This is a genomic window from Niabella agricola (assembly GCF_021538615.1).
Classification (GTDB): domain Bacteria; phylum Bacteroidota; class Bacteroidia; order Chitinophagales; family Chitinophagaceae; genus Niabella; species Niabella agricola.
In genome coordinates, this window is record NZ_JAJHIZ010000003.1 from 1320373 (window position 1) to 1345683 (window position 25311).

General features: G+C 47.2%; 25 protein-coding genes. 13 read left to right on the forward strand and 12 right to left on the reverse strand.

Annotated features, from left to right (window positions below; translation table 11 throughout):
- Positions 1 to 97 precede the first annotated feature (97 nt).
- Genes LL912_RS10885 through LL912_RS10895 form a run of 3 tightly spaced genes read right to left on the reverse strand, consistent with a single transcriptional unit; the run spans position 98 to position 6131 of the window.
- Positions 98 to 1921, reverse strand: a complete 1824-nt coding sequence (locus LL912_RS10885) for a RagB/SusD family nutrient uptake outer membrane protein (RefSeq protein ID WP_235553605.1) — start codon at positions 1919 to 1921, stop codon at positions 98 to 100.
- An 11-nt stretch (positions 1922 to 1932) separates the two neighbouring features.
- Complete coding sequence (locus LL912_RS10890; RefSeq protein ID WP_235553606.1) at positions 1933 to 5358, reverse strand: SusC/RagA family TonB-linked outer membrane protein; 3426 nt, start codon at positions 5356 to 5358, stop codon at positions 1933 to 1935.
- Positions 5359 to 5381: 23 nt separating this feature from the next.
- Complete coding sequence (locus tag LL912_RS10895) at positions 5382 to 6131, reverse strand: DeoR/GlpR family DNA-binding transcription regulator (protein ID WP_235553607.1); 750 nt, start codon at positions 6129 to 6131, stop codon at positions 5382 to 5384.
- A 189-nt stretch (positions 6132 to 6320) separates the two neighbouring features.
- On the opposite strand from LL912_RS10895, the gene LL912_RS10900 reads away from it, so the two are divergent.
- Both LL912_RS10900 and LL912_RS10905 read left to right on the forward strand, forming a co-directional pair.
- The gene (locus LL912_RS10900; protein WP_235553608.1) at positions 6321 to 7496 is read left to right on the forward strand and encodes an acetyl-CoA C-acyltransferase; all 1176 of its coding nucleotides are present in this window, start codon (positions 6321 to 6323) and stop codon (positions 7494 to 7496) included.
- A 154-nt stretch (positions 7497 to 7650) separates the two neighbouring features.
- Positions 7651 to 9453 carry an ABC transporter ATP-binding protein gene (locus LL912_RS10905; RefSeq protein ID WP_235553609.1) on the forward strand — a complete coding sequence of 601 codons (1803 nt, stop codon included), beginning with the start codon at positions 7651 to 7653 and terminating at the stop codon, positions 9451 to 9453.
- Here LL912_RS10905 and LL912_RS10910 read toward each other — a convergent pair.
- Complete coding sequence (locus LL912_RS10910; protein ID WP_235553610.1) at positions 9450 to 9617, reverse strand: hypothetical protein; 168 nt, start codon at positions 9615 to 9617, stop codon at positions 9450 to 9452. The two genes, LL912_RS10905 and LL912_RS10910, sit on opposite strands and share 4 nt — an antisense overlap.
- A gap of 74 nt (positions 9618 to 9691) precedes the next feature.
- Here LL912_RS10910 and LL912_RS10915 point away from each other — a divergent pair, with 74 nt between their 5' ends.
- The 3 genes from LL912_RS10915 (at position 9692) to LL912_RS10925 (ending at position 10903) form a co-directional block, all read left to right on the forward strand.
- Complete coding sequence (locus LL912_RS10915; protein WP_235553611.1) at positions 9692 to 9994, forward strand: hypothetical protein; 303 nt, start codon at positions 9692 to 9694, stop codon at positions 9992 to 9994.
- Between the two features lie 111 nt (positions 9995 to 10105).
- Positions 10106 to 10330: a hypothetical protein gene (locus tag LL912_RS10920; RefSeq protein WP_235553612.1), complete on the forward strand. Its 225-nt coding sequence runs from the start codon at positions 10106 to 10108 to the stop codon at positions 10328 to 10330.
- Positions 10331 to 10366: 36 nt separating this feature from the next.
- Entirely contained in the window at positions 10367 to 10903 is a 537-nt protein-coding gene (locus tag LL912_RS10925; protein ID WP_235553613.1) for a hypothetical protein, read from the forward strand.
- A 35-nt stretch (positions 10904 to 10938) separates the two neighbouring features.
- On the opposite strand, the gene LL912_RS10930 is transcribed toward LL912_RS10925, so the two are convergent.
- Positions 10939 to 11421: a DUF1801 domain-containing protein gene (locus LL912_RS10930; protein ID WP_235553614.1), complete on the reverse strand. Its 483-nt coding sequence runs from the start codon at positions 11419 to 11421 to the stop codon at positions 10939 to 10941.
- Between the two features lie 101 nt (positions 11422 to 11522).
- On the opposite strand from LL912_RS10930, the gene LL912_RS10935 reads away from it, so the two are divergent.
- From LL912_RS10935 to LL912_RS10950, 4 genes are all read left to right on the forward strand, one after another.
- Positions 11523 to 12323, forward strand: a complete 801-nt coding sequence (locus tag LL912_RS10935; protein ID WP_235553615.1) for a DUF6515 family protein — start codon at positions 11523 to 11525, stop codon at positions 12321 to 12323.
- Positions 12324 to 12407: 84 nt separating this feature from the next.
- Positions 12408 to 13298 (forward strand): TraB/GumN family protein, encoded by an 891-nt coding sequence (locus LL912_RS10940; RefSeq protein ID WP_235553616.1) that lies wholly within the window; start codon positions 12408 to 12410, stop codon positions 13296 to 13298.
- 84 nt (positions 13299 to 13382) lie between these two features.
- Positions 13383 to 13862 carry a DinB family protein gene (locus LL912_RS10945; protein ID WP_235553617.1) on the forward strand — a complete coding sequence of 160 codons (480 nt, stop codon included), beginning with the start codon at positions 13383 to 13385 and terminating at the stop codon, positions 13860 to 13862.
- A gap of 14 nt (positions 13863 to 13876) precedes the next feature.
- The gene (locus LL912_RS10950) at positions 13877 to 14356 is read left to right on the forward strand and encodes a cytochrome d ubiquinol oxidase subunit II (protein WP_235553618.1); all 480 of its coding nucleotides are present in this window, start codon (positions 13877 to 13879) and stop codon (positions 14354 to 14356) included.
- Between the two features lie 5 nt (positions 14357 to 14361).
- On the opposite strand, the gene LL912_RS10955 is transcribed toward LL912_RS10950, so the two are convergent.
- The gene (locus tag LL912_RS10955) at positions 14362 to 17856 is read right to left on the reverse strand and encodes a hypothetical protein (RefSeq protein ID WP_235553619.1); all 3495 of its coding nucleotides are present in this window, start codon (positions 17854 to 17856) and stop codon (positions 14362 to 14364) included.
- A 264-nt stretch (positions 17857 to 18120) separates the two neighbouring features.
- Here LL912_RS10955 and LL912_RS10960 point away from each other — a divergent pair, with 264 nt between their 5' ends.
- Positions 18121 to 18843 (forward strand): DsbA family oxidoreductase, encoded by a 723-nt coding sequence (locus LL912_RS10960; protein WP_235553620.1) that lies wholly within the window; start codon positions 18121 to 18123, stop codon positions 18841 to 18843.
- Between the two features lie 138 nt (positions 18844 to 18981).
- On the opposite strand, the gene LL912_RS10965 is transcribed toward LL912_RS10960, so the two are convergent.
- Positions 18982 to 19203 (reverse strand): DUF2795 domain-containing protein, encoded by a 222-nt coding sequence (locus LL912_RS10965; RefSeq protein ID WP_018627833.1) that lies wholly within the window; start codon positions 19201 to 19203, stop codon positions 18982 to 18984.
- Between the two features lie 171 nt (positions 19204 to 19374).
- Between LL912_RS10965 and LL912_RS10970 the strand changes: the two genes are divergently transcribed.
- On the forward strand, positions 19375 to 20019 hold the full coding sequence (locus tag LL912_RS10970) for a hypothetical protein (RefSeq protein ID WP_235553621.1): 645 nt from the start codon (positions 19375 to 19377) through the stop codon (positions 20017 to 20019).
- Positions 20020 to 20069: 50 nt separating this feature from the next.
- A complete protein-coding gene (locus LL912_RS10975) occupies positions 20070 to 20720 on the forward strand; it encodes an ABC transporter ATP-binding protein (RefSeq protein WP_235553622.1) in 651 nt (216 codons plus the stop codon).
- 46 nt (positions 20721 to 20766) lie between these two features.
- Here LL912_RS10975 and LL912_RS10980 read toward each other — a convergent pair whose 3' ends face one another.
- The 5 genes from LL912_RS10980 to LL912_RS11000 all read right to left on the reverse strand — a co-directional run bounded on the left by LL912_RS10980 (position 20767) and on the right by LL912_RS11000 (position 24362).
- A complete protein-coding gene (locus LL912_RS10980; protein WP_235553623.1) occupies positions 20767 to 21168 on the reverse strand; it encodes a hypothetical protein in 402 nt (133 codons plus the stop codon).
- A gap of 170 nt (positions 21169 to 21338) precedes the next feature.
- Entirely contained in the window at positions 21339 to 21899 is a 561-nt protein-coding gene (locus tag LL912_RS10985; protein ID WP_235553624.1) for a cob(I)yrinic acid a,c-diamide adenosyltransferase, read from the reverse strand.
- A gap of 90 nt (positions 21900 to 21989) precedes the next feature.
- Positions 21990 to 22697, reverse strand: a complete 708-nt coding sequence (locus tag LL912_RS10990; protein ID WP_406603606.1) for an ABC transporter ATP-binding protein — start codon at positions 22695 to 22697, stop codon at positions 21990 to 21992.
- A 1-nt stretch (position 22698) separates the two neighbouring features.
- Positions 22699 to 22989, reverse strand: a complete 291-nt coding sequence (gene gatC, locus LL912_RS10995) for an Asp-tRNA(Asn)/Glu-tRNA(Gln) amidotransferase subunit GatC (RefSeq protein WP_235553625.1) — start codon at positions 22987 to 22989, stop codon at positions 22699 to 22701.
- A 290-nt stretch (positions 22990 to 23279) separates the two neighbouring features.
- On the reverse strand, positions 23280 to 24362 hold the full coding sequence (locus LL912_RS11000) for an anhydro-N-acetylmuramic acid kinase (protein WP_235553626.1): 1083 nt from the start codon (positions 24360 to 24362) through the stop codon (positions 23280 to 23282).
- 222 nt (positions 24363 to 24584) lie between these two features.
- Here LL912_RS11000 and upp point away from each other — a divergent pair, with 222 nt between their 5' ends.
- Positions 24585 to 25235 carry a uracil phosphoribosyltransferase gene (upp, locus tag LL912_RS11005; RefSeq protein WP_235553627.1) on the forward strand — a complete coding sequence of 217 codons (651 nt, stop codon included), beginning with the start codon at positions 24585 to 24587 and terminating at the stop codon, positions 25233 to 25235.
- Positions 25236 to 25311 lie beyond the last annotated feature (76 nt).

The following is a 25311-nucleotide window of genomic DNA, read 5'->3' on the forward strand; positions in this document are numbered from 1 at the left end:
AAAACAAGCAGCTTCTATAAAAAACCTGCAAATTCATGCAATTCTGCTCGCGAAGAAGCGGCGGTAAGTATGAAAGTTTTAAGTTTACTTTTCTATCTTACCATCCTGTTGTTTGTGATAATTTATACCCTCTGGACTCATATTCCTGGATCTGCGATGTACCTAAAGGCGACATATATACTTTGTCCGTAAAAGCGTTCCTGTTTGATGCATTTTCAACCATCCAATATCCGATCATATCTGCAGCATTGTTTCCATTATATGTAACAACAGTTCCATCGGCCTTCTTAACCCTTGCTTTATTAACCGTTGTGGCGCTAAGCGCTGAAGGAATCTCCGCTTTTACGTTTACCCATGGTCCAAGGAAATAATCCGGGTTCCTGCTGAAATCCATATACTGAATTTTCTTCCATCTTTTCAAATCCATCAACCTTGCAAATTCGAACACAAACTCCATCCTTCTTTCACGGCGTATTTCCCAAAGCAAGGGCGACACATCGGCATCTCTTGCCGGGTCAGCAGGCAGCGACGACAACATCAGGTGCTTTGTTTTTTGAATACCCTTGGCAATAGCGGCGCCGTCCAGCGGACGGTCACGGATCGCATTGATGGATTTGTCAATATCATCCTGGGTTACGGCCGGGCCTCCAAAATGCTCCGCCAACTCGGCTTTTGCTTCTACCCAGTTCAGCACCACTTCAGCCAACCGTATAACAGGAGCGTCGCTGGTATTGGTATTGCTACCCCAGGCTGGTGGATAAGGTTTACCCAAATAAGTGAGCGCTTCGCGGGATGCGAACTTAAAGCCATATAAAAGTGTAGCCGAACTACCCAATGGCTTGTCAAAGAATGAGGCTTCAAAACGCGGATCACGGGTCTTTATCAAATCAGCAATGGAAAAGCTATTGGCATTTGGCAAAAGGGAATTTTGCCACACCTGGCCATCATTCAGAATAAACGACTTTATAAGCACAAGGTTGGCATCTACCCCCACCACTTCTGTTCCGTTTTGATAAGAGCCGATAGCATGGGTAATATTCTGTGCTGCATCATAAGACCGGTAGAGGATCACTTCTGGATTTCCGGCAAGGTTATCCGATGAAAACAATGCTTTGAAATCACTGGTGAACTTGTATGCGGGGTTACCCATTACTATTCCGGCAGCCTCCACAGCAAATTCCAGGTATTTTTTTGCCCTGGCTTCATCAATTCCATGGTAATGCTCAAATGTACCTTCAAAAAGCATCAGCCTCGAAATAAAGGCCGCTGCAACATACTTATTTAAAAGCTGGGCACCATCATTCTCACGCATGTTGGCCAGCGCATATTTAAAATCATCATACACTTTGTCCATGACCATACCACGGTCATCCCGGTCTTTATAAAGCGCATCCATGTCACTTTGCGCAATCACCTTATCATAATAAGGCACTTTCCCAAATACACTTACCAGACGACTGTACTCAAATCCTCTAAAGAACCGGCCTACCGCGGCCCAGTGTTTGTATGCCTCATCAGAGATCTTTGGTTTCACAACATTATCCAGCCGGTCAAGCAACACATTTGATTTCCGTACCCAGGCAAAATCCCATGTTGGCCCACCATAGTTTTGCAGCCATTCAGCTCCTTCCGAATACGAACCTCTTGAATTGGGAATGGTACTTTCGAAGTTGGTCTGTACGTTCTTTTTTGTCAGGTCATCGTTGAATGTATATCCCCTTACAGGGGTATAGTCAACTGTAAACGAAGTATTATACCCGTTAAAATAGTTGGGATAATAGGTGTTTACATACATGCGAACATCATCTTCACTGCGCCAGTATTTATCATCCATATAATTGGTAAGGGGCGGCCTGTTCAGCACCTCTTTATTACAAGACAAAAAAGCTAAACAGATGGCGATACTATATAAGTATTTCATAATTGCAATATTTAAAAAATCAGTTGAAGTCCGAATGAAACAGATTTAAATGCCGGAACACCGGTTCCGGTACGGCCTGAGTTATAGTTGCTTGAGTTCCACATGGAGTAACCGCTGATACTTTCTGGATCGATAGGCAGATCGCCCAGGTGATCCCATGTAAAGAAGTTCTCCAGGGCTCCATATACCCTCAGTGAGGTCACCCAAACCCGTTTTGTCACTCTTTCCGGTATGGTATACCCCAGGGTAAGATTTTTCAGCCTGGTGTACGCCATATTCAACAGGTACCGGTCCTGCACCTGCATGTTATTTGCGTTATTGCTGCCGGCATTATTATAAGCAGCAGGATAAAAGGCCCCTGTATTATCAGGTCTCCAGTAATTACCCGCAATAGCCTGGGGCATGGCGCCGTCGCTGGCGTTGAATCCGGGAGTGGTCAGGAAGCCTACCCCCCATATCTCGCGCTTACCAACACCCTGGAAGAAAGCACTGATGTCAACACCTTTATAATCCAGCCCTACCCACGCACCCCATTCGTAACGCGGAGTGGAGTTTCCGATCACCTGCAAATCACCGTGATCTTTCAATGATCCTTTACCATCATTTATTTCACCATCACCATTGACGTCCCGGAATTTCACATCGCCAGGTCCAAAAAAGAAGTTATCTGAATTTTGCAAGTAGGGTTGATACACCGGCTTTTCTCCATTAGGTCCAGGCTTTAGCTTATATGCTTTTTTTCCTGCATACAGCGAGCTTTCGTTCGAAGTAAGTGTGATCAATATCGGTTTACCATTGCCATCCAGTTCAAAATCTTCGTTTTGGTAAAGCCTGTCGGTACGGTAGCCCCAAATTTCTCCAATATCTTTTCCATTGTAATTGCCGTTTACCTGCTGTCCTGTTCCGATTCCCGTAAGGACCGTCCGGGCATCTGAAATATTTCCTCTCAGGTTAAGACCGAGCCCGTTCTTAAACCGGTGATTGAAATCTACTGTCAGTTCCCAGCCTTTTGTACTCAATGAACCATAATTACCTAGCGGCGGAGTAGCACCAAAAGTGAACGGGATGCCTTCCAGCGGCACAATCATATCTTCCGTATTTCTTTTAAACAGGTCAAAAGAAACATTGACCTTATTTTCCAGGAATCCCATATCAAACCCAATATTTGAACTTACAATATTCTGCCAGTAGATATTGGGGTCGATTGCTACAGGAGATCCCACATAGGGAACCCTGGCCCCAACGGCATTTACCCAGGTTGACTTTCCACTGGGCATAATGGGAAGGTATAAATTATTCGGTACGGTCTGATCCCCGATAGTACCCCATGAACCCCTGATTTTTAAGAAGCTCAGCACAGGTTTTGCCCAATCCATAAAGGATTCCTCAGTGGCTACCCAACCTGCGGAAAATGAAGGGTACCACCGCCACCACAGATCAGAAGGAAATTTTGAAGATCCGTCGTAGCGCAGGTTTCCTTCCAGTAAATATTTATTTCTGAATGCATAGTTGATGCGACCAAAATAACCCAGCTGTGCTTCCCAGGTTTTATCCCCGGCAACTGTTTCTGTACCCGTACCGAAGGGAAATTGGGGATTTTGAATATTGGACAGGTTATTTATTTGTGAAGACTGCCATTCCGTTGTACCTGCTACCCGGTTCACCCCCAGTATAAATTTAAAATTATGATCAGCCTGTGGTTTCCAGTTATAGGTTGTATAGGCGTTAATCGTGCTGCTGTAAAAATTGGTTACAGTGCGGGCGAAATGATCCGGATTGGAACCCGGAGCGGTATAGGTTTCCAGCGAAAGATCAAAGGCCTTAATGGCCCCCGGATCACTGGCGGCCACCACTTTTCCTTCGCTGTTCACATATACAGGGTTGCCTCCGGCATCCAGCCTTGCCCTTGGCGCTACCCACGAGTTACGGGCCGTAAACCGGGTACCGGGTCTTTTCCAGGTTTCATTCTGGTCGGTATATGTGTAGTCAAAGTCAAACCTCCAGTTTTTCATAAGATGCACCGTTGCGCCCAGATTAAAATTCATGTACTTAGTCATTATGTTCGCTGTGTTGGCTGCAGCTATTTCACTTTCGGGACTGCGAATGGGATCTCCATTCTCATCTTTGCCAAGCGGATATAAAGAGCTCCACCGGTACAGGTAGAGCCAGGGATCTGCAGTGGTAGAGTTGGTGGCATAAGCATATTGCTTATTCCTTGCAGAGTAAATTGCCCCGGCACGAACGGTTACATAATCATTGATTTTTCCTGATATCCGCAGGGATGCATTATCCCGTTTGAAATCATCCAGCTTAGCTGGTTTCAGCATACCACTTTGATTTAAAGTACCAAGTCCTATGTTGTACGAAATCTTCTCTGTTCTTGCACCAATAGATAAATTATGCTGCGATGTCGGAGCCCATTCTCTTACCATATAATCATAGGGATCATATGTTCTGACACCCATTTTTTGATTATTCGCTCCCTGTACATACCAGTCGCGGCCAAAAACCGTAGGATCATCCGGACCAATACTTCCGCCGTACTTATTTTTCCATTCCACCGCTTTTTCATAACTAGCTCTATCTACATAATAAAAAGCACCTACGGGCGTAAAAGTTCCGATACGTTCTGCGGCATCTACCGTATACCGCAAGCCATCCACATCAGCCATTTTCAGATCTTTCCACACATTTTGCCAGCTGAAATTATTGGTATAATAAACAATAGGCTTTCCGGTGCCGGATCCTTTCTTGGTAGTAATAAGTATTACGCCAAAGGCAGCCTTTGCTCCATAAATGGATGCAGAAGCTGCGTCTTTTAATACCGTAATGGATTCTATATCCGTGGGGTTCACTACCTGAATACTTGGAATTTCGACATTATCCAAAAGGATCAATGGTGCACTGCCTCCATTCAAAGACCCGATTTGCCCCCTTATTTTAATGAGCGGATCAGAACCCACTTCGCCGCTGGGAACAATTATACTAAGACCCGATGCAGCGCCCTGCAATGCCCTCCCTACATCTGCGATGGGTCTGCTAGAAAGCGATTTATTCAGGTCTACAGTTGATACGGCTCCTGTCAGGTTTCCTTTCTTTTGAGTGCCATACCCTACTACAACGACCTCATCCAGACTGGATTGCCCGGCCTGCAGCACAACCGAAATGGTATTTTCCTTACCCACTGTAACAGTCTGGCTGAGATACCCTACAAAAGAAAAAACAAGGCTCGATCCTTCCCGGGCCTGAATCTTATACCCCCCCGATTCGTCTGTCATCACAGCCGTTCCTCCGGCGTTCACCGTCACACCCTGCAATGGCGTGCCTTCGGCAGAACTTACCGTTCCCGTTATGGTTTTCGTCTGAGCGCTGCCCAGCAGGGAAAAACAAAGCAACATAACAAGCAGGACGCACCTGTTAAAATAATAATTTCTCATTATGGATTTTTTACATTATGAATTTACAATACCGTTATCCCGGCCCTTACGTAAGGCTGCAGCAACTCATGATCCGGATCCAGTTCAGTAACCAGGTAATCGATCTGTTTCAGTTCACACACCTGCAGTGCCTCAAATGAGTTCAATTTTTCTGCAATGGTTAAACAAACCGTTTTGGCGGCAGTGGCCACCATTGCTCTTTTCAATTCTACCACCTCCCAGTCGCTGTCTGTTATACCCCGGCGCAAATCAATGGCATTCGTACCCAGGATGCACAGATCGGCGTTTACTTCTTTAATCTTGGCGATGGCACTGGCTCCTACCGTGATCTTGGACTCTTTATTTACCTTATCGCCCACCACCACCACATTGATATTGGGATGCGCGATATAAGCGTTCAATACCGGGATGCTCCCTGTAATAAATGTAGCCCGCAGTTGCGGCGGAAGCCGTTTGGCCATCTCGATGATGGTTGTTCCCCCACTCGTAAGCACATACATATTGTCCTTGATCAACCCGATCACTTTCTGCGCTATCACCGCCTTCTGCGTTTGCGAGTACACCGGACTGCTGTTAAAATGAACTTCATTAAAGGCCAGCGACAGTGCACCGCCATGCACTTTTATGAGCCGGCCCGCTTCCGCCAGCTCCTGCAAATCCCTTCGAACCGTGTCTTCAGACACATTCATGTCTACACAAAGCTTGGCACTCAGCACCTTGTTGTGCAGATCCAGGCGGTGGAGAATATATGCTTGTCGTTCTTTCTTTAACACAACCGTTAATTTATTCCTAAAGATAAACAGGAAAACAGCAAAAAGTCGCAAAATGTCAAAAAAAATTGCAGAAAAAAATAAAATACCGCAGTCATGTAAATGCGTACTGGCATGTTTGAAAAAATGAGTATATTTGATTAAATAAGTTGCATAAACAACTATTTTTTGTTATCATTAAAAACACATGCCATGCAAGAAGCATATATTGTTGCCGGCTACCGCACTGCAGTTGGTAAAGCTAAAAAAGGCGGGTTCCGCTTTTACCGTCCGGACGACCTTGCCATCACCGTTATCAAAGGCCTGATGGCTTCCCTGCCGCAGCTGGAGGCCAACCGGGTTGACGATGTGCTGGTAGGGAATGCCGTGCCCGAAGCAGAACAGGGGTTACAGGTAGGACGCATTATCTCCGCCCGCGCCCTGGGCATCGAAGTACCGGGGGCCACCATCAACCGGTATTGCGCCTCAGGACTCGAAACCATTGCCATGGCCACGGCCAAGATCCGCACCGGCCAGGCCGATTGCATTATTGCCGGCGGTACCGAAAGCATGAGCCTGGTACCGGCATCCGGATGGAAAACCGTGCCCTCTTATTCTATTGCCAGTGATGAACCGGACTATTACCTCAACATGGGTTTAACTGCAGAAGCCGTTTCCAAGGAGTTTCATATCAGCCGTGAAGATGCAGATGCGTTCAGCTATCAATCGCACCAGAAAGCCATTAACGCCATCCGGAACGGATATTTTAAAGAAGGCATCCTTCCTGTAGAAGTGGAAGAGGTATATGTAGATCCTAAGGGGAAACGGCAGGTAAAGAAATTTGTGGTAGATACAGACGAAGGCCCCCGTGCAGATACTTCCATGGAAGCCTTGCAAAAGCTAAAGCCGGTTTTTGCTGCTAACGGGGTGGTTACAGCGGGCAATTCTTCACAAACCAGCGATGGCGCAGCCTTCGTGGTGGTGATGAGTGAAAAAATGATGCAGGAGCTACAGCTGCAACCCATTGGCCGGCTGGTAGCCAGCGCCGTGGCCGGGGTACATCCGCGTATTATGGGCATCGGACCGGTAGCGGCTATCCCTAAAGCCTTAAGCCGTGCCGGCCTTGCGCTAAACGATATCGACCTCATCGAATTAAATGAAGCCTTTGGAGCACAATCCCTGGCAGTGATCCGGGAGGCCGGCCTGAATCCTGATATTGTCAACATCAACGGAGGAGCCATCGCCCTGGGACATCCCCTGGGTTGCACCGGCTGCAAACTCACCATCCAGGTACTTGGTGACCTGAAGCGTTTGCACAAAAAGTATGGTATGGTAACGGCCTGTGTGGGAGGCGGACAGGGTATTGCAGGTATCATCGAACGTTTTTAATTTTTTCGGCGTCTAAAAATCCGGTTCACTGTGCATAACGGTAAACCGGACTTTTTTTTACCGGCCGACAGTGCATAGGGCAGCGATCTTGCGACGCTCCATTCAGCTGCTGTGCCCAAATCATAGCATTCACCATTCCCCATTCAAAACGTCCATGTCCAAACCCTTTACAAAAACGCTCAATCTCGCCCATATTGTAACACAGCTCTGGCCCTTCGTGAGACCCTACCGCACCATGATCTTCGGAACACTGGCACTTACGTTGATCGGATCACTTGCAGCGCAGGTAAACCCACTCATCCTGAAATATACCGTAGATCATGTAGACGCACTTTTGCAGCAACCTGATCCCATGCAGGAAGGATTACGCCTCCTGTTGTATATTTCCATTATTCTCTTTACCAAGGAACTGATAAATATCTTTATTCAGTTCGGGCAGAAATTCTATGGTGAAAAGATCCGGATCAATGTCAGCAATCTTCTTTCAGAAGCTGCCATCAGAAAGATACTCACCTATGGCATGGCCTTTTATGCAGCACCGGAAAATCAGTCCGGCCGCCTGCAAACCAGGATCGACCGGGGTGTGGAAAGTTTGACCCGGCTGGTACAAAACTTTTTTATCGATATCCTGCCCCTGTTCTCCAACGCCATCCTCGCCCTGGTGATTATGTACGTGGCCAATGTAAAAGTAGGACTGGTAGCAACGGTCATCCTCCCCGCATACTTTTATGTAAGCAGCCGGCAGGCGCAAAAGCTGCAGGGCGTACGGCGGCAACTGCGCAGGGGGCGGGAAAACAAGAATAACGGACTGCTGAACCTTATTGAATCCGTAACGGTGATCAAAAGTTTTGTGCGCGAGCCTTATGAAGAAAAAAAACAGCTCGAAATTCAGGATCAGCTCACCCGGGATCAACTGTACACCCGCAAGACCAATTTCCGTTACGACGGGATCAAATCCTTTATTGAACAGATCGGGGTGGTGCTCATCATTATCCTGACTACCTACCTCGTACTGGGGCACCAGATCAGCATCGGCGCCATCATGCTGCATATCATGCTCTTCAATAACGTATCGGCCCCCATCCGCCAGCTGCACCGTATTTACGATGAGGTAAACGATGCCTTTATTTATGCCGAAGCCTATTTTCAGATACTGGATGCCGAAGACGCTACCGAAAAATCCGGTACTTATAAAGAAGAAGTGACAAAGGGCAACTTTGCGATGCAGCAGGTAAATTTCACTTACCCCAATGGCACCAGGGCCCTGCACGATGTAACCTTAACAATAGACGGCGGAAAAACCACTGCGCTGGTCGGGTTGAGCGGCGCCGGAAAAAGTACCATCCTCAACCTTCTCAACAAATTTTATGAACCGGACAGTGGCGCCATCATGTTAGACGGCGTGAACCTGGATGCATACAATAACCAGGCATTGAGGACTGAAATCGGGCTGGTGCTGCAAAAGAACCATATTTTTAAAGGCTCTATTGAAGACAATATCCGTTATGGGAAAATGGATGCCACAAAGGAAGCGATCATTGCCGCTGCACAAAAAGCCAGCCTGCACGACCAGATCATAGAGTTGCCGCTACAATATGAAAGTGACGCACAAGCGCTGAGTGGCGGCCAGCAACAACGCATTGCTATTGCCCGGCTGTTCCTGAAGGATCCTCCAATCATTTTTTTAGATGAACCCACTGCCAGCCTGGACGCGATCGCCACCGAACAAATCAAAAACAGCCTGGATGCGATCAAACAAAACAGGACAGTGGTCATCATCTCGCATTCGATTTCACAGATCGTTGATGCTGATATTATTTACGTATTAAAACAGGGTCGTGTGGTAGAACGGGGCACGCATGAACAACTTGTGGCACTTAACGGAACCTATCGCGAAATATTTAATGCGTCCGCACGCAGCCTGAATATAGCCCGGATCGCACAATCATATAGCTAGAACACCTTCGCATCTATGGAAGCCCATTGCATGCGCATTACAACAGGCTGCTGTTGCTTCCCCCGGTGATCCATCTGCGTGTAACGCGGCATATCGAATAATCCCTCCGGAGATTGCCGCTGGATTTTGAAACCTACCCCGATATCAGAATATTTAATTTTCATTAACAGCCGTTAGCGCTTTGTAAACGTCATATAAGTGACGACTTTTTAATCAAGCAACCCAATTAAAAAATGTTATGAAAGTGAAACTAGCCCTGTTGGCATTTGTACTGCTGGTAGTGGGCATCTCGAAATCGGAAGCCCAGCACTACCGGTATGAAAAAAATTATACAAAACATTACAGAAAAAGTTACCGGCACGGCCGCCCTGTAGTGGTGGCTTATTATCCCGTAGCGCACCGGAGCCGGTATTATGAAGGCAGATCATACCCCGTGTACCGGCATCACTATCGTTACCGGCATCACCGGCATATGCCGCCCGGGCACGCAAAAAAATATTACCGTTATCACCGGCAGCACAAACGGGTACATTATTATTAAAGGATAAGCGTATGATTCATAAGCTTTAAAATGGTCCAATAGTCGCCACCCCTACCGGGTGGCTCGACTGTTGGTACAAATTTTGATTCATAGGCCGTTAAAATCCCCAACATGAAAACAACAAGCGTCGCTAAATCCGGAGCAGCAAGCCTGCTGATCATATTGTTTTTATCGATTATATTCAGCTCCTGTGCTGATGTTTATTATCCGTCCAATGGTTATTATGGGCACGGACAGCGGTATTACAAGCAGATGCCTCCGGGCCAGGCAAAAAAATACTACGGTGCACAATCAGCAAGAGACTTTGCCCCCGGGCATAATAAGCGCCGTTATTGATACTAAATCTTTCTTTAACAAAAACAATAGCAGGCAATGAAAATACAATTATTCAATAAAACCCGTCTGCTGGTTACCGGAGCTCTGATCGCGTTAGTAGCAGGCCTTAGTTCCTGTGCGGATACCTACTATCCCTCGGGGGGGTACTACGACGGGTATTATGGCTACAACCCCTATTATTACTATTCTCCGGGGTACTATGGCTACTATGGTAATGGCGGCTATTATTACAATAACCGGTATTACCGTAACAACCGGCATTACCGCCGTTATGAGGACCGCAACAGGTATGATAGCCGGAGAAGGGTATATAGTAATAATAGCCGGGATCGGTACCGGGTGAATACAAATCGCAGCAATGCGGAATATTATCGTCAGCAAAACAATAACCGGATCAATGAACGAAGCAACTCCGGCAATCGGTCTTCTGATGTGCGGTCAAGGGCTGTAACACCTCAACGTTCTTACAGCCCCCCGCCCCCATCCAGGAGCATACAACAGGCGCCTCCGTCTTCCGGCCGAGGTAACCAGGGACGGTCAAACAGCAACAACAGCCGTTCATCAAGGAGGTAAAAAACGTAAAACAGGAAATTATCTACTGCCGCAGGTCATTTTTCGGAAGACCTGCGGTTTTTGTTTTTAACAAAGCTCTTTTCATATAAAGCGATCCAGTCGGCTACTGTAACCTGCTCGCAGAGTTTCGCTATCAAATCAAAAGGGATCTGATCCGGCTTGCTGAACCGGATACAGCTTTTTCCCATGTCCGGTTTTTTGTCGGAAATTTGCTTATATTCTTTTAAGAACCAGCTCATTAGGTCCTGGTCCGCGTATAATCCCATGTGATACAATACAATTCCGTTCTTTTGGGAGGCCATATTTATAAACGGGAGGGGTTGATCAGGGGCGCAGTGATAACCGGCAGGGTAAATTTGATGAGGCACCACATAACCGATCATTCCGTAGTTCATAACTTCCTCGTAGCCTTCAGGTAAATGCCTTCGAATCAGGTTCCGCAACTTTTCAATCGCTGACAATCGCTCTTCCGGTATTTCTTTTAAATAATCCGACACCGTTTTTGCCTTGGATTGCATACTATATGAAATTTATTTTTAGCATTTTTTTTACACATCGCAGCCCGGGACTGCCACCGTTTTGCTGTTTTTTATCGTCCAATAAATATAATAAAAAAACAATGAGTAAAAACGTTATAAAACTGGGAATGTTCCTGCTGGGCGCCAGCCTTTTCCTGGCCATAGACAGTTTTGCACAGTACCGGCGTTATCCGCACCGGGTATACAGAAGCCATTCCTATTACCGGGCACCAAGAATGTCTATTGGTATTGGCGGTGTTTTTGGATGGCCGGCTCCATATTACCGGTATGGTTACGGACCGAATGTTGGGGTTTCAGTAGGCATTGTCCTTCCGCCAATCGGCGCCACTATTTATGCATTGCCACCGGGAGCACGCAGGGTTTATTATGGCGGCGTTCCTTATTACTACCGCAACAACACCTATTTCATGGAGCGGGATAGAGGCGGTTATGAGGTGGTTGCACCCCCACTTGGATCCGTTACCATGCGCCTGCCCAACGGCGCCCGGATGCGTAAAATTGACGGAGATACCTATTATGAATACAACGGCACTTATTACCGCCCCGATATGAATGAAGATGGAGAGCGGATATATGTGGTGGCAGGAGCCAATGGAACACTGGATACGGAAGAAGCAAGAACGCAGCGTTCCAACGACGATAGGATGGATGCTGATGACGAGCCGACCAGCATTGAACCAGCCGCCAATAACGATACGGAAAGAAACGATGCGGTTTATGATACCCGCCCCCAGGTTGGAGACCAGTTTGACCAGCTGCCCAAAAATTCAACCCGGGTCACCATAGACGGTAAAACCCGGTTCCGCTCACCTGCAGGCACTTACTATAAAGAGGTTACGGCTGATGGCAAGACCGTATATGAAGTGGTTCCCTCAAAATAAAGAATGGGTAAAATATATCGGAAAAAAAGTGGCCCTAAGCCGGCCGCTTTTTTTAATGTGCATCAGCTATCTTTAATTTTAAATATGAGGCGGCAACACACCAACAGGTTTAACTATTTAAAGAGAAGGACGCTGCTCCTTTTGTTTACCGGTATTATTTCCGGCCTTTCGTTAAAGGCCCAGGAAGCCCGTTCTTTGCTCTGGAAGATCAGCGGCAATCATTTGCCGGCGCCCTCCTATCTATTAGGCACCATGCACCTGGTTTGTGGAGAAGATTTTGAGGTTCCGCCGAAATTAAAAAGCGTACTCAAAAAGGTACGCACCGTAACATTTGAGGCAGATATCGACGCCATGGATGGAGCCGATCAATTGATGGATCTGATGAAACCCGTGCCCGGCATTTTGGAAAAAGTGCCAAAGGAACAGCGCGAGGCCCTGGACAGCCTGCTGAAAGCATACCAGTTAACGCCCGAAGCATTGAATTATATGTCTCCCTTTGGAATCACTTCGGTGCTGACCCTGAAAACCTTCAATTGTACTGATCCTTCCGCGGTAAAAATGATGGAAAAGGAGCTCTATACCCTGGCCCAGGATGATTCGCTACAGATCGATCACCTGGAATCAGTAGCCTTCCAGATACAGATGATCCGGTCGATGAACACGATCGACGAGTTGTTGAATACCCTGCAAGGAATGAAAGAAGCTCCTCACTTTATCAAAGACCTGGTACAGGTTTACAAAACAGAAGACCTGCCTCGCCTCACCGGTCTGATGAATGACCCGGCCTTTATGAGTACCGTACAACAAACGCGATTGCTCAAAGAGCGCAATCATAACTGGATGAAGCTGCTGCCTGGGAAAATGAAAAAAGCGCCCACGCTGTTCGCCGTTGGTGCAGGACATCTGGGAGGAGAAAACGGGATGATCCGCCTTCTAAAGCAGAACGGGTATGCCGTTACTCCCGTTTTTGAATAAGCGGAAGTATCTTTATATCCTGAACCAGCGGAACAGCCGGTTCCAAAAACAATTTCAAAAGGATTACAATAAAATCAACCCATTATGGAGCAGTCCGTACAACTGGCAAAACGATTCCGGGAAGTACATCTCAATGGCGATTGGGTTGCCGCCACCAATCTCAAAGCCACCCTGTCTGGCCTTGACTGGCAGCAGGCTACTACCCGTATCGGAACGCTTAATACCATTGCAGCACTTGCGTTTCATATCAATTATTATATCGCCGGCATCCTGAACGTATTTGAAGGAGGGACGTTCGATATCCACGACCGGTTTAGTTTTGATGCGCCTCCGATCCGGTCGCAGGAAGACTGGGAACAATTATTAACCAAGCTATGGGCCGATGCCGAAAGGTTTTCGGCATATGTAGCGCAGCTGACTCCGGCACAACTGGATGCAGCATTTACAGACGAAAAATATGGCACCTGGCAACGGAATATTGACGCCATGATCGAGCATGTATACTATCACCTGGGACAGATCGTGCTGCTCGGGAAGCTGGTGCAGCAAACAGCCTATCGCTAAAATTTCAGACACTCATGAAAAGAAATTATTACGTCCTTTTGGTGCTCCTCTTATTCACAGCACTCTTGTCAGGCATATTAACATCCGGTATCTCCCTGGTGGGCCGTGTTGGAGTGAACACCTTTTACAAGAGCTATCGTTTTTTTAAAATATGGTGGCAGGCTGCGCTTGTTTGCCTTTTGGTGCTGCTGCTTGCAACCCTTTTGCTGTATGCCATCGATAAAAAATTCAAAGGGCATAAACGGGTGCTCCTGCTTGCCGCTTTTCTCCTGATCTTCCTGGGCGGACTTTACAGCACCTATTCCGATTTCCGCAATTCACTTTCGCACCGATGGCTCGGAGAACGGTTTCACCTGGGCATCTATTTATACTGGCTGGGGTTTTGTATCGCAGACCTGTTTTTCCTGCTTACCTCAGCACAGATCACGCCTGTGAGCGGCAGCAAGTCCGGTGCGCCCGCTGCTGATGCAGAGGTCCCATCCCGCCCTATTTAAGCCGGTCAAAAGATCGCGGTCAGTGATGCCTTGCCGGTATGTACGGTTTTTGTCGCTCCGGGTTTGCGGCCATCGTACTGAAAATTCAGTTCCAGGTTGCTCATCAGCCGTTTGGTAAGCATAACATTCCATAAATAATTTTTTCCGGGCAATAATCCATCCAGCATGATATAACTTACGGTAGTGGTGTTGGCAGCAGCCGACGTATACTTCAGCTGATCCAGCGTAAAACGGGCTGTCAACGCAGCACTTTGCAGAATATTGTATTTTGTTTCAGCGGTAAGCGCATTGGATACAGCTTTCTCTCCGCCATAGACCGGTTTATTTTTGCGTACTTCATATTTATAACCCGCCATCACCCGGAAGGTGGTTCCGCTGATAAATGAAAGCGAAGGTTCCGCGCTGTTTTTTGTAATTTCATAATTACGGTTATCAAATTGAGCATTGTCCGAATACAGGGCCTGTATCCCATTCCTGCCTTCCAAATTAAATGTAAAACTACTGCCCAAAAACTGCCGGTATTTTAAAGACCATTCTTTGGTTTTACGGCTTTCATAGCCATAGGTCAGCAAGGTTTTCCCGGTATTTTGAAGATTGCTGATATCCACCCCCCAAACCGTACTGAACCGGTTAAACGAAAGGGTATTGACCAGTACCGAACTCATCGCAATCAGGCTGGTATCATTTAATGCATAACGGAACGGATTCAGCTCCACAAGCCCGGTAGCCTGCGCCTTCCGGGAGATCTGCAAAGTGCTGGTCCAGTTAAACCGTGCCAGAAACTGCTGAAACCGGCTGGCCGCTTTATGATTCCACAACAGCTTCGGGTTCAGTCCCAGGCTGTAGTTAAACGTGTTATAGTTGGCTTTTATATACTGGTTGGTAGGTGTATTGATTCGTATAAACCGGGCCTGGTCAGGAAAGGCGGCCAGTTCAAATTCATTCAGTTGTTGTATACTGTCCTGGTTCAGATCGATCCAGGTATACTGACCCGTACCGGCCGGAACTTCAAGGTAGGCATATTCCCTTTTTTGCTCCTGCCCCGAACCTGCTTCATACAGGATATTGCCGGTAAGGAATCCCTTAAACTCATTCATATTATATTCGATCCGGGAAAGCAATGTGTTCTCCTCCTGCTGCTTGCTCACTGCGGCATTGAGTATCTTTAATTTCCGAAGCGTTGTATTGAAGTATAACTGCCGGTGTGCATTCGATAACAACTCGGCCTTAAAATTCAGGTTATAACTGCGATCACCTTTTACAAAATCTTTAAATACCGGGTACTGGTCTTCTCTTGTAAAAAAGCTGATCCCGTAATGGTTTTGTCTGGCTTCATCCGATTTTATGAAAAACGTGTAGGTATCAAATGAAAATGCCGTTGCATTTAAAGTATCTGTTCCTTTATTCCGGCTCTCGTTATGCTCCAGCGTATAGCGGGCGCCGATGCTCCAGTTATCCAGGGCTGGTATTTTTTTACTGACATCCAGCACAGGACGCAGGAAATTACCCTTGTCCAGCATACCGCTGTACTGCGTCATTGTTACCTCGTTGTTGAATGTCCAGTTCCGCCATTGTGTAAACTGCGTTAATGCATTCTGGAAGCCGTTGTAACGGTCGCTGCGGTTATAGTTGGTAAACTGGTATTGCAGGCGGTTGCCGCTCCCGCTTTGCAACCCAGCGGCTGCCCGGATGATGTGCTCATCTACCCGGACTGTTACCAGGGGCAGGCCCCAGTCTCTGGTAAACTCCACGCCGCGTAAGCGCTCCACCGGCTGAAACCGGGCCTGTACCATTTCATAATCGAGTGAAGAAACCAGCTGCAACTTGTCCTTTTCGCGGATAGTAGTAGTATTCGACAGGTTTACTTTAGCCGCAAAACCCTTGTCATCCCCGTTATCCAACCTGGAAAAAGTATTTACATCATAACTGCTGGCAGCCACCTCCGTCTTTAATAATGTGCCCGGTGTTAGCGCATAGTCCACCCCCAGGGTTAGCACCTGTTGCTTTTTGGGTGTGATCAGCGCCATCACAGGTGCGTAATTTCCTTGTTTACGGCCATCTTCCGGCGCCACATACCGGAACACTTTTCCATTGGCATTGGTATTGTCCGGTACATAATCGCCCTTGCCAAATCCTACATCCATAAAGGATACATTATACTGCGCCGAATCCCGGTTGATGGTATATCGATAAAATGAGTCAACCACCTCGGTTCCTTCCATGATATAACTCCGGGCATAAAGCACTTTCCCCGCAGCAAAAGTATCCAGCACCGCCGAGGGATACAACGCATTTTGAATACTGTCGCCAATCTGCGACAGAAACTGTTTTTGCCGATTATCCAGTACCTGATTAATGGAAGAATTTTTTGCATCACTGTTGTTAAAGAACCCAACCCGCAGTTTTACTTTATTATTGAAGTTAAGCTCCTGCATCCCATAGAGGTTCGTATTCAGAAAATTCCGGTCGGCATATTCAAACTCGATCTGTATCCGGCTGTCCTTGGTGATCATGCGGCGCGGTGTAAAACTTACTTCTGCGGTGTTGTAATTGATCACATAATCCTGGTCTTCTCCTCTTTGCAGCAGTTCGCCATCGATAAAAACGCGCTCGGTATTGGCCAGTACAATAAAGAACAGTTCGTTATTGGCTCCCTGTAATTTGTAGGGTCCCTGGTTGCCCTCCAGCCCCTGAAATACATTACGCGTAAATTTTCCTTTAGCGATTGAACCGCTGATCAGGGTGCCGGATGTTGTTTTTCTGGAAAGTGCGTTGGTCGTTTGAAACGACAGTCCCTGCAGGCGTTTATAAAAATTGAGAAAGTAACTGCGGTTTTCCCGGAGGTCCATGTCCCCGATATTGAGCTGCCATTGTTTTTTCTTGAACCGGATATACACTTCATCAAATTCATTTAATTGCTGGGTGTTGCCATCCGGCTGGATGGGAATATTATTGTCGGTAATGGCGGCCTGCAACTCGATGCTATCTGCCAGCATGCCGCTCAGTTGTACATTCAGATTCGAATTTAGCACCAGGCTTTGGTTATTGCCAAATCCCATTTGCCGGCCAAAGCTTCCCTGTGCATTCATATTACCAAAATTAAACAGCTGGCTGCGCGGCCGTACACCGGTTTCGGGGGGAGTTATGGGCGCCGCGGAATTCATAACAAGACTGTCGAAATTCATCCGCTGAACCACAGGATTCAACTTTACCGTAAACACGCGATAATGCACGGTTACGAAGGCTGCTGCCGGCTTATGCATCCAGTACAGCATTGCATTTACAAAATCTAAACGATAACTGCTGCTATCGATGCCCTCCATATGGAAGCTCCCGGGAATAATGCTAACGCTATCCAGCAGCACTTTATCCGCCAGCACGGGCACCTGTTTTGTACGCAGGTTCGATAACACCCGGGAGGAGGTTTCCTCCTGCGCGCTCAAACGTGCCGCCAAACAAAGAAGAAAAAAGAACAATAGTATGCTTCTCAATAGATGCAATGCAGGCTGATTTAATTCAGCAAAAATCGGCTTTTTAGGCATACGCAAACACGGGTTATAAATAATCAGGCTGATTTATATGCCTTCATCCTGAATGTTTTCCTGGTCCGTTAAAGAGTTTCCCCGGGGCGATCGGCGGCTGTCACACCGGCGCATCATACCCAGTTTGCAGTGGAATGGCAGTAAAAGCCCTGCTTTCGCAACCGAGCATAAAAATTGCAGCAACCTTATCCCTGGGAAATTGTTACTTAAAGTATGGAAATTATGAACACAAATAAAATGCAAGTGGAGATCTGGAGTGACGTAATGTGCCCTTTCTGCTATATCGGCAAGCGGCATTTTGAAACAGCACTGGAACAGTTTGCAAATAACCGGGAAGTGGAGATCATCTGGAAAAGCTTCCAGCTGGACCCCGCGCTTCCCGAAAAGGAAGAAATCGATCATGAACAATATCTGGTCGAGCGTAAGGGATTGCCTAAAGACCAGGTGAAGTCCCTGCTGGACCATGTTACACAATCCGCCAGACAGGCCGGGCTCGATTATCGTTTTGACAAAGTGATCACGGTCAATTCCTTCAACGCGCATCGTGTTATTCAGATGGCTAAAACAAAGGGATGGGGTGATGCCGCCGAAGAGCGGTTTTTCAAAGCCTATTTTACAGAAGGCCTTGACATTGCAGACCGGCCTACCCTTACCCGGCTGGGCAAAGAGATTGGCCTTACCGAAGAAGACATAAACGAAGCACTTACCAATGAAGCATATGCCGGCAAGGTGAACCGCGATCTTTATGAAGCGCAGCAGATCGGCGTAAGAGGTGTACCCTTTTTTGTATTTAACCGCAAATATGCAGTTTCAGGAGCCCAGCCCCCGGAAGCATTCACACAAACGCTGGATAAAGCTTTTGCAGAATGGCGCCAGGAGCACCCGTTGCCTTCTTTGGAAATAACGGAAGGACCTTCCTGTACCCCGGATGGCCATTGCAGCTAAGCTCCCCAGATATAAATGTAATGAGGCGTGGCACCGGCTGCCGCGCCTTTTTTTGAATCTTTTTCTTCAATACCGCTCCATAAAAAAAGCCACTCCTTTATGGAGCAGCTTACAACATTTTTAGCTTCCCGGGGGATATTAGTATTCGTCTTCGTTGAACAGGAAATCTTCCTGGGTTGGGTAGTCGGGCCAGATGTCTTCAATAGTTTCATATACATCGCCTTCATCTTCCAGTTCCTGTAAATTTTCAACCACTTCGATGGGCGCTCCACTCCTGATAGCAAAATCAATCAGTTCGTCTTTTGTGGCTGGCCAAGGGGCATCTTCTAAATAAGAGGCTAACTCAAGTGTCCAAAACATACTATATTCGGTTTTTTATTATTAACAGGATACCTGAAACAAGGTTCAGGGTATTCTCAATTTTTTGCAAAAGTAACTGTATTCGGTAATTTAAAAAATACTTATTTTTATTTCTAAAACTTCAAAAAACAGCTGCTTTTTACCCCCATCTACGCTAAACAATATCCAAAAATGCTGAAAAAAATCACTGCTGCCTTGCTAATGACCATCGCCGTTTTTACACTTCATGCACAATCAGAGCAGGACCTGGCTACCCGGTTCCGGATTGCTGCTTCCGGAGGATACGCATACCGCCTGGGAAAAAAACCATTAGCGAACGACTATTATAAAGATATTGCCCGTGGCCCTGTATTTGATGTAGGTCTTTATTACTTCTTCAATCATCAGTCTGGAACGGGAATCAAATATTCCGAATTCAGCAGTTTTGGCTCTGGAAACATTATTACCGGGCAGTTTGTACGCAGCAATGTAAAAATCCGCTATATCGGTCCGGTTTACCAAAGCCGGCTGATTAGTCAATCTGGCAGGTTTCATTTTTTATCAGCCGTCTCACTCGGGTATATGAGCTTCCGGGATAATGCCGCATTTGATCAGGGAAGCGCCACGTTAAAAGGCGGCACACTGGGTGCCATGGCAGAACTGGGAAGCGATCTGCGCATTGTGCGCAACCTGTTTGCCGGTGCCGCTGTCAGTGTATATGGCGGCAGTATCTCTACCATGCATATTAACGGAACACCTGTAAAACTGGAAGCGGAAAAAAGAGAAAGCCTGAGCAGGATTGAGGCCAGCCTGGGCATTCGCTATTACTTTTTTTAATACCCGCGTCTATCGCACAATGCCTATATTTACAGTTATATATCCATACAATGATTTCGGGGAAAAATATACACAAAGCCTATGGTACGGTTCAGGTTCTGAAAGGAGTAGACATTGAAATTGCCAAAGGAGAAGTGGTATCCATTGTGGGCCCTTCAGGCAGCGGAAAGAGTACGCTGTTGCATATACTGGGCACACTCGATAAACCAGACACGGGCTCTGTAACCATGAACCAGACGCCCATCAGCACACTGAACGGAAAACAGCTGGCGGCTTTTCGCAACAAGAACATCGGTTTTGTGTTTCAGTTTCATCATTTATTGCCGGAATTTTCTGCGCTCGAAAATGTTTGCATCCCTGCCTGGTTAGGCGGAGGCCGCAAAAAGGAAGTGGAGGAAAACGCCAGAGCATTGTTAACCATACTTGGGGTAGATCATCGCCTGGAAAATAAACCCAATGAACTCAGCGGGGGTGAGCAGCAGCGTGTAGCAGTGGCACGCGCACTTATTAACCGGCCCGGAATCATTTTTGCAGATGAACCCACCGGAAACCTGGACACCACAAATGCCCGTGAGCTGCATCGCCTGTTTTTTGACCTGCGTGAACGATTTCAGCAGACCTTTTTGATCGTTACCCACAACGAAGAACTGGCACAGCTGAGCGACCGGGCGCTGCATATGAAAGACGGCCTGATCGTATAAAAAAACGGCTCAGTGAGCCGTTCCCGATTTCTTTAACGATGTTATGTTACTGACGTTCCCTGAAAAAGGCCACCACCATCTTTTTCGTTGTAGGGTCCAGCAGCGTTAATGTTTTTGAGGAAGACACAAAATTCTCCTGTATTTCATATTCAACATTGTTCCAGGTCATCCTTTTGGTTCCGTTGTTAAAGGCAAACTGATCGGTCCGGATCTGGTCTCCGCTTACGTTGTAGTAATGAATCAAATGGTCCTGTTTTGAGAATTCGGCGCGGCCGCCGGCAGGAACCAGGTCATTGCCCGCTGCGGTAATCACACTTTTCCAGTTACCGACGGTAACCATGTTTTCGATGGTGTCTGTTCCGATTGCATCGCGGGTACGCGAACAGGCACCCAGGAAAAATACACTCATTACCATAACACCCAGCATCACTTTCGAGATTGTTTTCATATATCTGTTTTTACGGTTTAAAAGTTGGCGTGCATTTAGTAACCCAAGATTTGTGCCAAGGCGGGTAGGCAATCCCGTTCCGCAAAGAACAGGTGTTCAGCATCAATTCCGTAGAAACAGGACGTTTTTTAAATTTTTGTTAAAGCAGTTGCAGTTTTCCCGTTGCTGGATCAGGAGCTGCGCGGCCTCCAGGGAATATCGGCGATTCCGGTAAGATGGCCGGTGTAGCGTGCCAAAACAAACAGGTAGTCGCTCAGCCGGTTTAAATATTTGATAACAAGGGCCTCAACAGGCGCTTCTTCCTTCAGCCGTACACAGGAACGCTCTGCTCTCCGGCAGGTACAGCGGGCGATATGCAGATAAGAAATCGCAACACTGCCTCCCGGCAAAATAAACGATTTCATTTCCGGTAACCGGGCTGTCATGGCATCGATTTCTTTTTCAAGTACGGAAATATCTGCTTCATGCAGGTCGGGCAATATCATTTTGGTGTTTTTCGCCGGATCCCGGGCTAATAGGGCTCCAATGGTAAAAAGGCGGTCCTGTATCTCCCGAAGCAGGTCTGTTGCCGCCACATCACCCTGTACATCCCTGCATAGCCCGATCCAGGAGTTGAGCTCGTCAATGTTTCCATATGCTTCTATCCGCAAATGTGCTTTGGAAACCTTTGTACCACCGATAAGCGCGGTTTTTCCCTGATCCCCGGTTTTTGTATAAATGCGAAATGTCATTTGCTTAATTTGAAAATGTGAATCCCGATGACTATCGGAAGTGTAAGCGTGAAAATGAACAGGTTTCATCCGGATATTGAACCAGGAACCTTATACATGCGAACCGGCCTTTGTCACCGCCTGGTCGCTTTCAATAACCCCGTCGCGAAGCCTTACGATGCGGTGGGCATGATTGGCAATATCCTCTTCATGTGTTACCAATATCACCGTATTTCCATTGTGATGGATCCGGTTAAAGATATCCATGATCTCATAGGAAGTTTTAGTGTCCAGATTCCCGGTGGGCTCATCCGCAAGGATCAGTGAAGGATCATTCACCAGTGCCCGTGCAATGGCTACACGCTGGCACTGACCACCGCTTAGCTCATTGGGCTTGTGGTTAAACCGGTCTGTAAGATTTACCAGTTCCAGCATCTGCATGGCCTTTTCGTTGCGTTCGGTCTTGCGTATTCCGGCGTAGATTAGGGGTAACGCTACATTTTCCAACGCAGTAAGCCGGGGCAACAAGTTAAATTGCTGAAATACGAAGCCGATTTCTTTATTCCGAACTTCAGCCAGCGCATTGTCCTCCATCTTGCTTACATCTTTTCCGTTGAGTACATAACTGCCGGAAGTAGGTGTATCCAGGCAACCCAGGATATTCATCAGCGTGCTTTTTCCACTTCCCGAGGGGCCCATAAGCGCCACATATTCATTCTTATTAATGTTCAACGATACGCCTTTCAGCACCTGCAATTCCTGCGGCCCCATAAAATAGCTTTTGCGCAGATCGGCGATATGAATGATGGAGGATTGCACCTTATTTGCGGATCACTTTGGGTACTTTAAAGAAAACACCATCTGTAGCGGGAGCATTTAATAACGCTTCCTCCCGGGTAATCGATCCCTTTACCTCGTCATCCCGCAGCACATTGATCTCCTCGCTCATATGCATCAATGGTTCCACATCTTTCAGATCCAGTTCATTTAACTTTTCTACAAAACCGATCATTTTTTCAAGATCACCCCGGAATTCAAGCTGCTCTTCCTGCGAAAAGCTAAGTTTGGACAGATGCGCCAGTTTATTGATTAAAGACTCATTTACTTCCATTTGTCAAAGATAAAGCGTAGAAATTTTAAATACTACATAACAAATAGCAAAAATCAAATACTAAATCAGAAATATTAAATGTTTAAGTGAAGATGCCGTTGCTGCTCCATGATCTGCCCCGGCTCAATATCCCAGGAAATGCCTGGTAGCGTGCGAAGTTTGATATACTTAAAAATGCATCTGACCCGAAACTTTAAACCTGAACCACTTTCTCAATCGGTCGGTTACGTCCCAGGATCAGTGATTTGCCTGCCTATCAACCGATCTAACCTGAATGAACATGAAACAATTCAAGCTCCCGCTCCCAGCCACATGGCTCCGCCGGCACTGTCGCGACTGGCTCCGGTTACCGAGCTAAGCACATTGACTTCTTCCCGCCAGCGCAGCACGGCCATCAGCGCCATGATCAGGGCTTCCTTATATAACACCAGCTTTTCGTCCGGAACGATGACCGGTATTTTCAGTACCGCTTTTAACCGGCTGATCAAAAACCCATTCAAGGCCCCGCCTCCGGTTACCAGCAATTGCGCTCCTTCCAGCCCATAATCCGCATCGGTTTCAAGCGCCTGCAACACCTGCTGTATGATGTGCTCCACATAAGTACGCAACTGATCCTTCAACCGGCCTCCCCTGCGTTTTATGATCGGGTAAACCGTGTCCGTTCCAAAATCATTAGCCAGCGATTTGGGCGCCGGCAACTGGTAATAGTTTAAAGCATTCAGCTCAAGGAGCAGCGCTTCATCTACCAAACCGCTTGCAGCCAGGGCGCCGTTTTCATCATAGGCCTTCCCCAATTCACCGGCCAGCAGGTTCAGCACCCGGTTGGCCGCACAAATATCGAAGGCTTTGTAACGTGCTCCCTTTATCGTCAGGTTCGCAATCCCCCCAAGGTTTAATAAGTAGCGGTATTGACCCAGCAACAGCTGCTCTCCTGCCGGCACAATGGGCGCGCCCTGGCCTCCAAGAGCTATATCCAGGGCCCTGAGATCGGATACAACCGTAAGCCCGGTTTCCGCTGCAATGGCGGCCCCATCTCCGATCTGGCCGGTCATTCTGCGCTCCGGCATATGAAACGTCGTATGCCCGTGGGAGCCGATTACCGCTACCTTATAGTGCAAATCATACCGGTCGATAAATTCATTTACCCGTTCCCCGATATAATGACCATAATCTGCATGCAGCAACTGATATTCCAGTGCATTCAATGAAACCGCATTTTCCAGTCTTGATTTCCACTCCGGGGAATAGGGCAAACAATCCGCTTGCTGAATCTCAAACTGCCATTTCCCCCCATTTTCATGAAACTCAACAAACGCAATATCCAGTCCGTCAAGCGAGCTGCCGCTCATCAATCCTATAGCCCTGTAGATCATAATAAAATTTTAGATTCGCCAAAAATAACAGATTGCTGAATGCTAAACGCTAAACGCTGAATGCTGTAGGCTGAAAACTGAAGGCTAAATGCTAAACACCAACGGGCAAAACCTTAAAACCCCACATCTCCAGCCCGTTGCCGAAGACTGAAAGCTGATCACTTTATTCTCAAATATTATCTTATTTTTATTCCGCCGGAAACAGCAATAAACAGTTCCAACATGGTCATAAATTTAAGCGCGCAACACAGCCTGGTAAGCAATTGGGTAAGCGAACTCAGAGATATTGAGGTACAACAGGATCGTATGCGTTTTCGCAGAAACCTGGAGCGTATCGGGGAAGTGATCGCTTATGAAATCAGCCGGGAGCTGCCTTATAAAACAGTAGAAACACAAACCCCGCTTGGCATCTCCAACTCCCTTGTGCTGGAGGAGCAGCCCGTGCTGGCCACCATTCTGCGGGCCGGGCTTCCCCTGCATCAGGGACTGCTGAATTATTTCGACAAGGCCGACAATGCGTTTGTATCGGCCTACCGCAAGCATCATAAAGACGGCAGTTTTACGATCAATGTCGAATACCTCAGCAGCCCGGAGCTGGAAGACCGGATTGTGATCATTTCGGACCCGATGCTGGCCACCGGAGCATCCCTGGTAAAAACCGTCCAGTACCTGCGGGAAGTAGGCCGTCCAAAGCTCATTTATGTAGCTGCTGCCATTGCCTGCACGGAAGGAATCGAATATATCCTGCGCGAAGAACCATCACTGAAACTCTGGTGCGGCGATATCGATGATGAAATCACTGCAAAAGGATATATCGTACCGGGTTTAGGCGATGCCGGCGATCTCGCCTTCGGCGGAAAAGCGCAATACTAACAACATACGCTGCGGGTATCATCCTGTTTTCCTTAATTACTACTGCTGGCAAAAACCGGCTCTCGCTATAAAGTGC

Excerpts from the sequence above, each read along its gene's own strand:
- LL912_RS10885 (WP_235553605.1), bottom strand. The coding sequence starts at position 1,921 with ATGAAATACTTATATAGTATCGCCATCTGTTTAGCTTTTTTGTCTTGT.
- LL912_RS10890 (WP_235553606.1), bottom strand. The coding sequence starts at position 5,358 with ATGAGAAATTATTATTTTAACAGGTGCGTCCTGCTTGTTATGTTGCTT.
- LL912_RS10900 (WP_235553608.1), top strand. The coding sequence starts at position 6,321 with ATGCAAGAAGCATATATTGTTGCCGGCTACCGCACTGCAGTTGGTAAA.
- LL912_RS10905 (WP_235553609.1), top strand. The coding sequence starts at position 7,651 with ATGTCCAAACCCTTTACAAAAACGCTCAATCTCGCCCATATTGTAACA.
- LL912_RS10910 (WP_235553610.1), bottom strand. The coding sequence starts at position 9,617 with ATGAAAATTAAATATTCTGATATCGGGGTAGGTTTCAAAATCCAGCGG.
- LL912_RS10915 (WP_235553611.1), top strand. The coding sequence starts at position 9,692 with ATGAAAGTGAAACTAGCCCTGTTGGCATTTGTACTGCTGGTAGTGGGC.
- LL912_RS10920 (WP_235553612.1), top strand. The coding sequence starts at position 10,106 with ATGAAAACAACAAGCGTCGCTAAATCCGGAGCAGCAAGCCTGCTGATC.
- LL912_RS10925 (WP_235553613.1), top strand. The coding sequence starts at position 10,367 with ATGAAAATACAATTATTCAATAAAACCCGTCTGCTGGTTACCGGAGCT.
- LL912_RS10930 (WP_235553614.1), bottom strand. The coding sequence starts at position 11,421 with ATGCAATCCAAGGCAAAAACGGTGTCGGATTATTTAAAAGAAATACCG.
- LL912_RS10935 (WP_235553615.1), top strand. The coding sequence starts at position 11,523 with ATGAGTAAAAACGTTATAAAACTGGGAATGTTCCTGCTGGGCGCCAGC.
- LL912_RS10940 (WP_235553616.1), top strand. The coding sequence starts at position 12,408 with ATGAGGCGGCAACACACCAACAGGTTTAACTATTTAAAGAGAAGGACG.
- LL912_RS10945 (WP_235553617.1), top strand. The coding sequence starts at position 13,383 with ATGGAGCAGTCCGTACAACTGGCAAAACGATTCCGGGAAGTACATCTC.
- LL912_RS10950 (WP_235553618.1), top strand. The coding sequence starts at position 13,877 with ATGAAAAGAAATTATTACGTCCTTTTGGTGCTCCTCTTATTCACAGCA.
- LL912_RS10960 (WP_235553620.1), top strand. The coding sequence starts at position 18,121 with ATGAACACAAATAAAATGCAAGTGGAGATCTGGAGTGACGTAATGTGC.
- LL912_RS10965 (WP_018627833.1), bottom strand. The coding sequence starts at position 19,203 with ATGTTTTGGACACTTGAGTTAGCCTCTTATTTAGAAGATGCCCCTTGG.
- LL912_RS10970 (WP_235553621.1), top strand. The coding sequence starts at position 19,375 with ATGCTGAAAAAAATCACTGCTGCCTTGCTAATGACCATCGCCGTTTTT.
- LL912_RS10975 (WP_235553622.1), top strand. The coding sequence starts at position 20,070 with ATGATTTCGGGGAAAAATATACACAAAGCCTATGGTACGGTTCAGGTT.
- LL912_RS10980 (WP_235553623.1), bottom strand. The coding sequence starts at position 21,168 with ATGAAAACAATCTCGAAAGTGATGCTGGGTGTTATGGTAATGAGTGTA.
- LL912_RS10985 (WP_235553624.1), bottom strand. The coding sequence starts at position 21,899 with ATGACATTTCGCATTTATACAAAAACCGGGGATCAGGGAAAAACCGCG.
- gatC (WP_235553625.1), bottom strand. The coding sequence starts at position 22,989 with ATGGAAGTAAATGAGTCTTTAATCAATAAACTGGCGCATCTGTCCAAA.
- LL912_RS11000 (WP_235553626.1), bottom strand. The coding sequence starts at position 24,362 with ATGATCTACAGGGCTATAGGATTGATGAGCGGCAGCTCGCTTGACGGA.
- upp (WP_235553627.1), top strand. The coding sequence starts at position 24,585 with ATGGTCATAAATTTAAGCGCGCAACACAGCCTGGTAAGCAATTGGGTA.